The sequence below is a fragment of the Stratiformator vulcanicus genome, assembly GCF_007744515.1.
Classification (GTDB): Bacteria; Planctomycetota; Planctomycetia; order Planctomycetales; family Planctomycetaceae; genus Stratiformator; species Stratiformator vulcanicus.
In genome coordinates this window covers 2,281,551-2,293,869 of record NZ_CP036268.1, presented here as the reverse complement: position 1 = coordinate 2,293,869, position 12,319 = coordinate 2,281,551, and the positions used below count along the sequence as shown (strand labels likewise).

The 12,319-nt window shown below is 58.3% G+C and carries 13 protein-coding genes; 4 read left to right on the top strand and 9 right to left on the bottom strand.

Translation table 11 applies throughout. From position 1 onward, the window contains the following. Positions 1-98 precede the first annotated feature (98 nt). The gene (hisG, locus tag Pan189_RS08985; RefSeq protein ID WP_145363589.1) at positions 99-977 is read right to left on the bottom strand and encodes an ATP phosphoribosyltransferase; all 879 of its coding nucleotides are present in this window, start codon (positions 975-977) and stop codon (positions 99-101) included. A gap of 203 nt (positions 978-1,180) precedes the next feature. Between hisG and cysC the strand changes: the two genes are divergently transcribed. Together cysC and Pan189_RS08975 are read left to right on the top strand one after the other, a co-directional pair. After that, complete coding sequence (gene cysC, locus Pan189_RS08980) at positions 1,181-1,792, top strand: adenylyl-sulfate kinase (protein WP_145363588.1); 612 nt, start codon at positions 1,181-1,183, stop codon at positions 1,790-1,792. Positions 1,793-2,008: 216 nt separating this feature from the next. Then, positions 2,009-2,365 carry a hypothetical protein gene (locus Pan189_RS08975; RefSeq protein ID WP_145363587.1) on the top strand — a complete coding sequence of 119 codons (357 nt, stop codon included), beginning with the start codon at positions 2,009-2,011 and terminating at the stop codon, positions 2,363-2,365. A 305-nt stretch (positions 2,366-2,670) separates the two neighbouring features. Here the strand turns inward: Pan189_RS08975 and Pan189_RS08970 are convergent, their stop codons facing one another. From Pan189_RS08970 to Pan189_RS08960, 3 genes are all read right to left on the bottom strand, one after another. Then, positions 2,671-3,108, bottom strand: coding sequence for a hypothetical protein (locus Pan189_RS08970; protein WP_145363586.1), 438 nt, complete (start codon positions 3,106-3,108; stop codon positions 2,671-2,673). 105 nt (positions 3,109-3,213) lie between these two features. Then, positions 3,214-3,825: a YcxB family protein gene (locus Pan189_RS08965; protein WP_145363585.1), complete on the bottom strand. Its 612-nt coding sequence runs from the start codon at positions 3,823-3,825 to the stop codon at positions 3,214-3,216. Then, positions 3,822-5,054 carry a formylglycine-generating enzyme family protein gene (locus tag Pan189_RS08960; RefSeq protein WP_145363584.1) on the bottom strand — a complete coding sequence of 411 codons (1,233 nt, stop codon included), beginning with the start codon at positions 5,052-5,054 and terminating at the stop codon, positions 3,822-3,824. The genes Pan189_RS08965 and Pan189_RS08960 overlap by 4 nt, the downstream gene beginning before the upstream one ends. Before the next feature lie 317 nt (positions 5,055-5,371). Here Pan189_RS08960 and Pan189_RS08955 point away from each other — a divergent pair, with 317 nt between their 5' ends. Next, complete coding sequence (locus Pan189_RS08955) at positions 5,372-6,013, top strand: DUF2062 domain-containing protein (RefSeq protein ID WP_145363583.1); 642 nt, start codon at positions 5,372-5,374, stop codon at positions 6,011-6,013. A gap of 164 nt (positions 6,014-6,177) precedes the next feature. Here Pan189_RS08955 and Pan189_RS08950 read toward each other — a convergent pair whose 3' ends face one another. The 5 genes from Pan189_RS08950 to Pan189_RS08930 all read right to left on the bottom strand — a co-directional run bounded on the left by Pan189_RS08950 (position 6,178) and on the right by Pan189_RS08930 (position 10,022). Further along, positions 6,178-6,525, bottom strand: coding sequence for a hypothetical protein (locus Pan189_RS08950; protein ID WP_145363582.1), 348 nt, complete (start codon positions 6,523-6,525; stop codon positions 6,178-6,180). 126 nt (positions 6,526-6,651) lie between these two features. After that, positions 6,652-8,097, bottom strand: coding sequence for a sulfatase (locus tag Pan189_RS08945; protein ID WP_145363581.1), 1,446 nt, complete (start codon positions 8,095-8,097; stop codon positions 6,652-6,654). Positions 8,098-8,120: 23 nt separating this feature from the next. After that, a complete protein-coding gene (locus Pan189_RS08940; protein ID WP_145363580.1) occupies positions 8,121-8,435 on the bottom strand; it encodes a hypothetical protein in 315 nt (104 codons plus the stop codon). 24 nt (positions 8,436-8,459) lie between these two features. Beyond that, positions 8,460-8,852, bottom strand: coding sequence for a HEPN domain-containing protein (locus tag Pan189_RS08935; protein ID WP_310821270.1), 393 nt, complete (start codon positions 8,850-8,852; stop codon positions 8,460-8,462). A gap of 24 nt (positions 8,853-8,876) precedes the next feature. Next, positions 8,877-10,022 carry a citrate/2-methylcitrate synthase gene (locus Pan189_RS08930; protein ID WP_145363578.1) on the bottom strand — a complete coding sequence of 382 codons (1,146 nt, stop codon included), beginning with the start codon at positions 10,020-10,022 and terminating at the stop codon, positions 8,877-8,879. 576 nt (positions 10,023-10,598) lie between these two features. Between Pan189_RS08930 and Pan189_RS08925 the strand changes: the two genes are divergently transcribed. Beyond that, positions 10,599-12,290: a sigma-70 family RNA polymerase sigma factor gene (locus Pan189_RS08925; protein ID WP_310821269.1), complete on the top strand. Its 1,692-nt coding sequence runs from the start codon at positions 10,599-10,601 to the stop codon at positions 12,288-12,290. Positions 12,291-12,319 lie beyond the last annotated feature (29 nt).

Below are 12,319 nucleotides of genomic sequence, written 5' to 3'. Positions count from 1 at the left end.
AGCGACTCGCGACGTGGGGGGAGCCGGCCGAATGACGTAAGCGGCTATTGATAAAGCCTTTACGTCTTCCACCTGTCTGCGGTCCCCGACATCGGGGATCAGTCAATCAGCTTGGTAATCGGGTATTCGACAATGCCTCGAGCCCCGGCCGCTTTCAGCTGCGGAATGATCGAGCGAATCACCCGCTCTTCGACGATTGTGATCACGTCAACGCCGTCGGAGTCGGCCAGTGAGGAAATCGTCGGTTTGTCGAGTGCCGGAAGCAGCTCCAGCACTTTTTTCAAATCATCCTTGTGAACATTCATCATCAAGCCGGCTTTGCCTTCCGCACGCAAGACCGATTGCAGCATCAACGACAGGTCGTCGAGCTTTCGCCGCTTCCAATCATCAGCGAGCGCGCCCTTGTTGGCGATCAGCCGGGTCGTGCTCTGCAGAACCTCATCGACGATTCGCAGATCGTTTGCCCGAAGCGAACTTCCCGTTTCGGTGACCTCCACAATTGCGTCGGCCAACCTCGGCGGTTTGACCTCCGTCGCCCCCCAACTGAATTCGACCTTCGCCGTTACTCCGTGCTTTTTGAGATAGGCCTGCGTTAGCCCGACCGCTTCAGTCGCGATCCGCTTCCCTTCGAGGTCCCTGACGCTTTGAACCGGCGAGTCTTTCGGGACGCATAGCACCCAGCGGACCGGGCGCCGACTGACTTTCGAGAAGACCAGTTCGCAAACCTCGGTCACATCGGCCTCGGTTTCACGAACCCAGTCGAGGCCGGTGATTCCGGCATCCAGGACGCCCTGCTCCACGTAGCGGGCCATCTCCTGAGCGCGGATCAGCAGGCACTCGATCTCCTCATCATCAATTTGGGGATAGTACGAGCGAGAAGAGAAGGTGATGCGATACCCCGCGCGGCGAAATAACTCGGCGGTGGCGTCCTGAAGACTCCCTGCGGGAATTCCAAGTTTGAGTACTTCGGCGGGCATGATCGGCGATCAAAATACGAGAAGAGAACAGTTTGAGCGGCTCAGCCCCCGCTTATCCGAAATTGCAGCGGACCGGGCAAGCGGTCCCCCGCAAACATCGGTCCGCTTTCACCTGGAGGGGAGTTCGCCTAATATTCGAGCCACGCGTTCCGAACTTCGCCGGGATCACGATCTCGGCACCTACCGCAGGGAAAGACAGACGTATGGCTGATCAGGTTGCGACCAACATTACGTGGCACGAGCACTCCGTCAACAAAGACGATCGTGCCAAACTCAACGGACACAAAGGCGCGCTGCTCTGGTTCACCGGACTCAGCGGCGCCGGGAAGAGCACTGTCGCCAACACCGTCGACCACCTGCTGCATCAAAAAGGGATTCACTCATTCGTGCTCGACGGAGACAACATCCGGCACGGTATGAATAAAAATCTCGGATTTTCCGCTGAGGATCGGGCCGAGAACATCCGTCGCATCGGCGAGGTCGGCAAGCTGTTCGTCGACGCGGGGATCGTGACCACGACCGCCTTCATTTCGCCCTACCGGGCCGATCGGGATGCCGCCCGAGCGTTGCTCGATGAGGGCGAATTTGTCGAGGTCTACGTCAAAGCGTCATTAGAAACCTGTGAAGATCGCGATCCGAAGGGCCTCTACAAAAAAGCCCGTGCTGGGGAGATCAAAGGCTTCACCGGGATCGACGATCCGTACGAAGCTCCGGAGAATGCCGAAATCGTGCTCGACTCCGATTCCAAAGGGATCGACGAACTCGCCGGTGAGGTCATGACCTATCTGGAAGAGAAGGGTTACTTCTCCGCCTGATGACTTCTCGGTTTCTCGGTCGGTTAGCTTTGCCGTCAGAATACGAATCATTTGATACGCCGAACAAAAGGCGGGGCATGAAAATGCCTCGCCTTTTTTCGTCGTGACGTTCAGTTCGCGCTTGCGTTTCGTCGGCAAGAATGTCACTCGTATGTACAGGAGTGACAATACGGCAGGGATGTTGCGTTTCGGCCCAACAAATCGAGGAACTCTAAGATGCTTCGCTGGACGATTCTTGCTGCGCTCGTGGCGGCCGCCGCCATTCCCGTCTGCATGGCCGAAGAAGTCAAACTCCGTCGCAGGCTCCCGGACCATTTCGTCAAAATTGGAATCGGCTTGGAGCAGCGCGAGCAGATCTACGACATTCAAGACAAATACGAAAAACAGATTTATCAACTCGAAAAGCAGATCGCCGAGCTTAAATCGAAGCAAAGTACCGAAATCCTCGGCCTGCTGACGGAACGGCAAAAGACTCAGCTTGCGAAATACATGAAGGAAGAAGCTGAGGCCGAATCCGCCCGCAACGAGCGAACAGGCGAAGAGCCAGAGTTCGAAGCGGGTGGGTCGAACTAAAGCGGACCCCCTGCGACACGAGTCAGAAGCTCAAATGGGTGCCTGTGGGCGGCGGCGAAAGCGCCGTCCCCGGCCACCCGGCGCGCAACCAACTCGCATCGGGTAGAGGAACGGTCGACCCCCTCTCGTTAGTCCCGCCGACAGGCCAAGCCGTCAGGCTTGATTGCCGGAGGCGGATGATGCCGCGGCATAACGCCCGGACGCGTCCGGCTTTTTATTTCGCCGACCAGTGATGCTCGAATCAAAAATGGAATCACGACGAATGCAGGTTTGAAGTCGTTGAAGATGACACTTCCGACATTTATTCACTCCCGCCCGTTCCGTTGAGGCGTGTGAAGCTCCCGGCGTAGCGCCGCGACTTCCTGTTCCAGCGCGCGTTTGCGCTGCTCGATGTCTTCAATCGCATTTCTGGTGTAGAGCCGACTCGCGACGATATCGGCGATTGCCATCGCGACGACCCAGATGACGAGCACGAGTACGCCGACCCAGAAAAATCCGAACAGCAGGGGATCGGCGTTTCGGACGAACACGAGGTCACCGACCGGGATCAGAATCCCGATCGCGATAATCAACGCCGAAGTTTGCACGCGGCGGCGAAATTGAGAGCGGTGGAATTTGAGTTCGGCGGAATCCGCGTCGTCGGTCGACCTGTGCTTTTGCCAGGTTTTCCAATGGCCCCGCAGGAATGCGATTCCCAAAACGACAAGAAACAGGCCGAACGCGATCGGGTAGAGATCGATCATCGAATCACGAAATGAGCAGAGTTTGACAGGAAGGGGTTCGACCGCAATTCACGCAAGTAAGTGCCGCGATCAACTTTCATGGCAGAATGAGTTCTGCGGTCGCGCTCAGGAGAAGTCGGAATCATCGAGATCGATCGCCTGATCCTCAAGGCGTTGCCGCACGTATTGAGCGAATTGATCGATCGACTCGGGGGAATCGAAGGCCCGCTTCGGAATGATTGTAGCGGTGGCTCCCACGGCGTTATTCATCGCGTGAAACGTCCTCAGGAGAAAAAAGTGCGAATCGGACTCGTCGAAGCGGGCGTGACGTCGCCACGCCAGAAAATCATCAAGCCCGTCAGCGGTCTGCCTCACCCCCCGATCATCGACTGTCAATTCGTAGGGGCCTTCGACAGAGATCAGGGCATTCTTCGTTCCGGCCAACTGCTCTGCGGCGCTGCGGATAGCACTCATTGAGGTTCGCCGCCATCCAAGGAAGACCAGGAAGGCGAGCATTGCCATGATCGATCCCCCCGTCGAAAACAGGGTCGCCAGCCCGGCCGATTCGGTCGTTTGAATCCACTGCAATCCGGCAAACAACAGCGCGGCCACGACGGCGAATGTGATGGCCGTTCGCAACTGCCGTGAGCGGGCGGCTCGGCCCTCAGGCGACCGGCTGTAGAGATAGACGCTGAACTCAGCGACATCTTCAGCGGAGAGTTCGAATCGAACCGTCATGAACGTGAATCGCCTGAGACGTCGGCAAGTCGACCTGCGGCATCCGGCTCATTTTCGGACACCGCCGTCCGGTCCGGCTCGGCTCCGTCGGCCGGCAAAACGCAGCGGAACCCGCAGTGGAAGGTGCCGGTCATCGGATCGCCCTTCATCCGGGCGGTAACGCGGTATCCAATACAGTAGTTGTCGCTGCACATGAATGAACCCCCGCGCTGGACACGTTTGGGGATCATCGGTTCCTGCGGGTCGAAGCTCGCGGCCGGTCCGAACGGGTTCCAAATCGGGCTCCGCTGATAGTAGTCGGGGCGATACCAGTCGCGGCACCATTCCCAAACGTTGCCGGACATGTCGTAAAGGCCGTAGGCGTTGGGCTCAAAACTTTTGACCGGAGCGCTCGTCCGATAGCCGTCTTCGACCTTGTTTTCATAAGGAAACTCACCCTGCCAGATATTGTGCTTCCATTGCCCGTCCGGGTTTCGCTCGTCCCCCCACGGATAGGCGACGTCATCAAGCCCCCCGCGGGCGGCATATTCCCACTCGGCCTCGGTCGGCAATCGTTTGCCCGCCCATTCGCAGTAAGCCACCGCGTCCTCGTAGGCCACATGCACGACCGGATGGTCCATGCGGTCGTCGATCGAGGAACCCGGCCCTTCAGGTTCTCGCCAACTCGCTCCTTCGACGTGTTGCCAAATGGCGTACGGCCATAACGGCTGCGACTTGTCGATCGTCGAAGGGTCAAATTCTGAGTTGAAGCAAATCGAACCGGCGACCAGATTCTCTTCCGGGATCGTCGAAATGTCGGGAATCTGCCCCGCGAAGTCTTCCCGCTTCGGCTTCGTTTCAGCGATGGTCTTGTAGCCGGTCGCTTCCACGAACCGGGAGAACTCGGCGTTGGTCACCTCGGTCGCATCCATCCAAAATCCGTCGAGCGTGACGGCATGAACCGGAATTTCATCCTTTTGGGTGTCGCCCGGTTCGGGATTTCCCATTTCGAAGCTGCCGCCCGGAATCCAAACCATCCCGTCGGGATCGGCCGCCGGAGCCTCGGTGATTGGCTCACGAGTCGCTCGCTGGCTCAGCTTGGCGTCCGAAGTCGTCGATGCGTCGCCCCCCGCCTCCGGAGGGACCGGCGTCGAACGGGCGGGGCCGTCGGTCGGCAACACCGCGACGGTTGCCAAAGAAACAGCCGCCAGCGCGAGCAAGACCAGCGGCGCGATAATGCTAATTTTCATCAGCGGGCGTCAAGATTTGAGGATTCGGGCAGAAATTGGTCGGTCGACCCTTTATGGTACGGCGGCACGCGACGCAAATTCAATTGGCATCGTTTTGTCGTGAGTTCGCCGCGTCCCCTGCCTGTTTGATTCGATTCTACCCAAGTCGCAGAATGGTCCGGATGTTCCGCTCACGGACGGTGGTGTGGTTTTTCGGATCGACGCGTTGAACGAACCCGGGAAAATTGGGTAAGCCAATCGTTCGAACTGACTCCTCCCCCACACGATGTCCGAACTATAATCCGGCAGACAACAAAGACCCTTTGGGCTGACGGTCTATGGCGGCAGAGCAATCCCCCCCAAAATCAGGGCGGTCGAAGTCTCCCGATCTGGGGCGATTCGGCTGGGCAAACCCGCGGACGATCGTGCGCTACCTGCTGTCGCTCGATGACACGCCCCATCGAGTGGCCCTCGGCTTCGCGGTCGGTATCTTTGTCGGACTGACCCCCACCGTCGGCGTGCAGATGATCCTTGTCGGGATGATCTGGTACCTCTGCCGCAGGCCATTCGACTTCAACTGCCGAGCGGGGATCGTCTCCTGCTACATCTCCAATCCGATCACCACGATCCCGATTTACTGGTTCAGCTACTGCGTGGGCTGGTATTTCACCGGGGGCGACTTGACGCGCGATGAATTTGCGAAGGCCTTCCAGTATTCGGGGTTTTCCGAATGGTGGGCGACCGTCTGGAAGCTGTTCATTGAGATCGGCTGGCCCCTGGTCATTGGTTCGTTGATTGTGGCGACCATCGGGGCGGTTATCGCCTATCCGGCGATCTACTATCTGCTGATCGGGTTCCGAGCAGCCGCTCAGAAGCGACGCGAGGCGCACCGCAAAAAAGTGCGGGAGCGACGTAGGACAGAGAGTCCATCGGCGGACGAACCAAAATCGCTCGTCCGCGCCGGTGAAGACGCCGCGTAGAAATGGCTCCTGAGTGGCACGGACACCGTCCGTGTCGCACAGCGACCAGAGCATTCAGGCAGAGATATCCCTACCAGTCCGGCGCCCAATGTAAATTGTGGTCGGTAGCTGGATGCTCTGGCGGCTGCGCCGCACGGACGGTGTCCGTGCCACACATGTCAGTCCTACCGCGCCGCTGATTCCAGCGGATAATCGCTGATCGGCAATCCGAGCTTTCGGACCTCCCGCAGTCGCCGCCAGCCGCGGGTTACCAGTTCCTCTCGCGCTTTGACGTCGTCCCGGTCAAGCTCCGCCTTCGAGAACGGTCCTTCGACCGTGACCGGCTCGAACTTCTCGTCGACAATGAACTGGGCCATCGTCGGATTGCACCGCTGATGCCGCTCGGGCGAGGCCGCAAGCTCGGCGACATCGATCTCGCCGATGACGTACCGCAGATAGAGATCGCTCTCAACGATCGCCTTCACCGGCTCGCCGCACACTTCGCAGAGATAACCCTCGTCGCACTTGGCCATCGCAGTCGTTCAATTAAATTATGAGACACAAGCCCGCAGCGCGAGCAAGGGATTCAAGCTCTCGCAGTCGCTATCTCAAAGGCTTGACACCAGACATTGATGAAGAAGTTGATTTCCCAAATCCGTTTACTCGCGTGTGCGACCCAGTAGCGAATCCATGCGGCGGCCAAGTTCGACGATCACCTCTTTGGACTCGGAACGCTCCGCGAGGTTCACCCACTCATTCGGATCGGCCTCGCGATCGTAAAGTTCCTTGGTTCCGTCGTGGTATCGCAGCAGACGGTATCGTTCGGTCGTCACGGCGTGATTGCCTTCCTTCCAGGTCGTCAAGACGCCGCGATCCCATTTCGGATTCGAGCCGCGTAGCAGCGGCGCCAGGCTGCGGCCTTCCCAGCGTTTGTTCGGCGGAAGGTCGCAAAGATCGGCAAGCGTCGGAGCAATGTCGATCAGCCCCACGACCTGATCACACTTATCATCTTGCGGAATGCCCGGCCCAGCCAGGATCACCGGCACGTGGGTCGAGCGTTCCCACAGCGAATGCTTTTGAAAGCGATTTTTTTCGCCGATGTGGTAGCCATGATCGGACCACAGCACCACGATCGTCTCGTCCGCGTAGTCGCTCTCATCGAGGGCATCGAGCACCTTACCGACCTGCTCATCGACGAAATTCACACAGGCGAGATAGGCCCGCACGATCTGCTTCCACTCACCCGATTCCTTCGCCCACTCGGTCGTGGGTGACCCGGGCATTCGATTGATCTCCGATGACATCGGCGGCAGGTCATCCAGATCGTCGCTCCGATATGGCGGCATCTGTAGCGCGTCGGGATCGAATCGGTCGAACCACTTTTGGGGCGTGTACCAAGGCACGTGAGGGCGGACGAAACCGACCATCAGCAGGAACGGTTTGTCGCGAGCCTCGCCCAGTTTGCGAACGCCGAACTCGGCGGTCTGATAGTCGGGCATCCGCGTGACGTCATCGGGAAAGACGCCCCAGTCGGTCTGCGTAAAATCGCTGTCCCAGGCGAACTTCCGCTTCGGCTTCGGCCCGAACCCGGCGTGGCCGCCCCACTCGTCGAAGTACTTTTTGGCATTCGGATGCCCGGAGTGATAGATCTTCCCGCGGCTGAAGACCGCGTAGCCGTTGTTGCGAAAATGCTGATCGAGCAGCACCCCGCCGAGTTCAGCAACCCGAGGCATCAGGTTCTCCGGCTTGCCGCCTTGATGCCAAAAAACTTCGAGCGTGTCGGGATGCATCCCCGACATCAGACTCGCCCGCGACGGACCACACAGCGGAAACTGGCAGTGAGCGTCGGTGAACGTCACGCCGCGTTTGGCCAGCCGATCGATGTTCGGCGTCTTAACGTCCGGATGCCCCTTCAGCGGCCCAACCCAATCGTTGAGGTCATCGATCGCGATGAACAGGACATTCGGGCGATCGGCTGCCGTCAGCGGCACTTCAAGGAAAGCAATTAAAGCAACGGCGAAAACGCTGGACTGCGTCAATCGCTTTCTAAGCGCCAAAGCCGCTACTTTCAGGTTCGAACCGGGTGGGACGAATTTAAATGACATGTTCGAACCTTGTCTGATCGATCTTAATTCAAAGTTTCTGACGAAGGCGGATTGTCAAAAATATAGTCGCTAAAACTCGTCTCTTCTCCTGGGGCCTTGAGTCGGGTCGAAGAGATCGTTTGGACCATTTCAGAATCGACGCTCTCGAGGGCTGCCCAGAATAAATCCTCACGCCCTTCGCGATCAAGCGATGAAAACTCTTCCGACTGCACCCTGATCCATAGAGAAAGCGGATGGCGTTCGCGAACTTCAACATTTGAGCCAAATCGCAGTGTGAGGGCATTGTCGATGGCATCTGCGGCCACGCCCCTATTTTCCGCGCGTTCAATTACCGGCATCTGATGACCTTTCGAAAACAAACATCACCAACTGACTCGTTCGGACCATTCACCAATGACTTTCAGAGCCCGAAAGAATGCAGAGACATCTTTTCTGCCCGGAGTCTTTAAGTCGTAGCGAAGTTCGGAGGACCAATAATTGAGTGAGTTGAGAGCGCGTATGACTTCCGCAGGAAAATGTACGGAGCCCGTCTCTATCGCCCGCGTCTTCAGCCGTTCCAGATTGTGTCCGATCGATTTGACTTCATTCAACGCCTGCGTCTCTTGGCCGGCTGCGGTATGCCGCAAAATCAAAGCTTTCAGAACACATTCGGCGACATATCCACCCAGATAGATTGCTCCGCTGTACCGTTCCGCCGCAACGAGAACATCCGCGTCCTCGCGGCGACGCACTGCCAATCCCCGGTACAGTCGCACATTTCGTGAATTCTCCGCCACAGCCTACCGCTCGCCAATTGACACATACTTTCGCTCTTCCGCTCCGACGTAGTGCGCCTTCGGGCGGATAATTTTGTTGTCGGAGAGCTGTTCGAGCACGTGGGCGCTCCAGCCAGCGATGCGACTCATCGCAAAGATGCAGGTGAAGAGATCCTTGGGGATGCCGAGGTAGTGTTGAACGCTGGCGGAATAGAAGTCGACGTTGCAATTTTTCTTGATGGCCGGCGTGACGAGTTCCTCCATCTTCACCGACATGTCATACCATTTGGTATTGCCCTGCTCTTCGCCGAGACGTTTGCTGAGTGCCTTCAGATGCTTGGCCCGCGGGTCTTCTACCTGATAGACCGCGTGACCAAAGCCCATAAATTTCTCTTTGGCCGCGAGTCCTTTCTCCACGTAGGGTTCGACCGCTTCGACACTGCCGATGTCCATCAGCGTTTCGAGCACCGCGGTATTGGCTCCGCCGTGCAGTTTCCCTTTAAGCGTGCCGATAGCGGCGGTAATTGCCGAGTAGAAGTCGGTCAAGGTCGCGATCGTGACGCGGGACGAGAACGTGCTGGCATTGAAGCCGTGCTCGGCGTGCAAAATGAGGATCAGATCGGCGGCCTTCACTTCATCGCCGGTCGGCTCGTCTCCCTTGAGCATATGCACGAAGTTCCAAGCGACGCTCTTGTCGGCGACCGGATCGATCGGTTCTTTGCCTTCGCGCAAGCGATGGATCGCGGCCACCATCGTGGGAAGTTTCGCGATGAGGCGAATCGCTTTCGAGTACGCTCCGTCGACCGAATTATCTTCCGCCGTCGGATCGTAAAGCCCCGCGACCGACGTCGCGCTGCGCAACAGCGACATCGGCGGGACGTCGAGCGGAGAGTTCTTCAGAAACGCCATCACTTCGGGGAGAAGCTTCGCATCTTTTGAAAGCGGATCATCGAACTTATCGAGCTGAACGGCGTCCGGGAGTTCGCCCTTCATCAATAAATAGGCGACCTCTTCATAGCTGCTCTTCTCGGCGAGGTCGTCGATGTTGTAGCCGCGATACAGCAGCTTCCCCTGCTGGCCGTCGACCAGACAGATGGAACTGTCGGCCGCCATGATGCCTTTGAGCCCTTTCGCGACGACTGCTTGGTCTTTACCCGCTTCCGCACTCATCGATTCCCGCTCCAATTCCCGGTTGAAAGAGTCTTTCGCCGCACCTTCTGAGTATATCACCGCAGGGTACCGCCGCAACGAACGCCTGATCGAGTAGCGGGCGGAAGGCGTTGCCCCGCTTGATGTTCAGAAACCGTCAAGAACTTAGTCCGGCCGCGCGAGATAGATCAGCCAAGTTGGATATGTAAAAAATGGATCGCTCAGGAGAAAATGTTGTGGCGCTCGCCGAATTCTCGGGTAGCATCCTCGCCCGTTCGGATGGCGTTTGCCATTGACGATCACTCGGATTGAAAGATTCAGCCTTGTGATCGGCAACTGACGAGTCAGGCCTGTGTGGCCGGACCGATTTCGACGGACACGCGGCGATGCCGCGAATCCCCGCAAGGAGGCGGGACATGCGATTTGACCGATCTCATTCGACAATCGCTGGTGTGGCCGATCTCGGCCTTCGCTCCGGCTTCGCTTGCCGGAACGCTGCCTCCAATGTTCGCGCCCTCGGCGTGCGTCTTTCGAAATCTCGCTCGTAGTCTGGAGAGACCCACTTTTTTCGACCTGAGTTGGTAAGGAGACCGGCCTGTGTACGAATTCGACAAAGACATTGCTCCCGTTCTGGAACAAGCCCGCGTTCAGGGTTACGTCACCTTCCAGCAGATCGACGCGATGCTGCCCGACGAAGGCGGCGACCCGACCACAATGGATCGCCTGATCTACGCCTGCGAGGAATTCGGTCTCGACCTGCGAAACGATCCGAACGCCCCACCGGAACCCGAATTCGAAATCGAAAAGAAGGAAGAACAACCCAGCACGATGCAGTCGGAAATGGAAACGCAGGCGCTGTCGTCGCGAGATCCGATCCGCATGTATCTGTCCCAAATGGGAAACATTCCGTTGCTGTCGCGGGAACGCGAAATCTTTCTCGCCAAGCAGGTCGAGTCGACCAGAAAATGGTTCCGCCGGTTGGCAATGGAATCGGACTTTATCCTGAAACAGGCGGTCGAAATCTTTGACAAGGTGGTCGCCGGGGACCTGCCGTTCGAACGGACGCTTCGCATCAGCGAGACGGAAAACACCCAAAAAGAACAAATCGCCGGTCGCCTGCCGACCAATTTGCCGACGCTCAAGGCACTGCTCGAGATGAACACGAGCGACTTCGCCGCGTTTCGCACCGCCGAAAGTGATTCGGAACGCGAACAGATTCAAAGACGGATCGTTCGCCGCCGTCGCAAAATGTGCACGCTGGCCGAAGAGCTTTCCCTGCGAACGCACCGCTTGCAGCCGCTCATCAAGCGGATGCAGCAGATCGCCGAGCGATTCCTCGAAATTGATCGGGAATTGCTGCGGCTTCCCAGTGATCCCCGCCGTGCCCACGAGATGCCGGCCCTCCGCCGGGAGCGGGAAGAACTGGTTCTAATGGTCGGCGAGTTGCCGGAAGACTTCCAAGCTCGCTGCACCGAAATTCAACGGCGAATCGATCGCTGGACCGTCGGCAAGCAGAAACTTTCCGGCGGCAACTTGCGGCTCGTCGTTTCGATTGCCAAGAAGTATCGCAACCGCGGCCTGTCATTCCTCGACCTCATCCAAGAAGGCAACGCCGGCCTGATGCGGGGCGTCGAGAAGTACGAATTCCGCCGCGGCTACAAGTTCAGCACCTACGCCACGTGGTGGATTCGCCAAGCGATCACCCGGGCCGTCGCCGACCATGCCCGGACGATCCGCATCCCCGTCCACATGTTCCAAAACATCTCGACGCTCAAGGCGAAGGCCGAGGCGATCCGCCAGCGGACCGGCCGCGAGGCGACGAACGAAGAGATCGCCGCCGCCTGTGACATGGCGACCGAAGATGTCGAACGGGTCATGAAGACTTGGAAGCACCCCATCAGCCTCGACACGCCGGTCGGCGAGAGCGAAGACTCCAGCTACCGCGACTTCCTTGAAGACGGCCACGAAACGGCGCCGTCGATGGGAGCCCAGCACTCGATGCTGCGGGACAAAATCGACCACGTCCTCAAGAGCCTGACCTGGCGGGAGCGGGAAATCATCAAGCTCCGCTACGGCCTCAACGACGGCTACAGCTACACGCTCGAAGAGACGGGGCGCATCTTCAAAGTTACGCGGGAACGCATCCGGCAGATTGAGTCGAAGGCGCTCAAAAAACTGCAGCACGACACGCGCAGCGGCCAGCTCAAGGGCTTCATCGATCCGGAGATGCTCCAAGCGATCGCCGCCAAGCAGGCCGAAGAGCAGGAAGCAATGCCCATGGCCGCCTGACAAGCACTCAAAGTGAGGCTTGTGAGAAA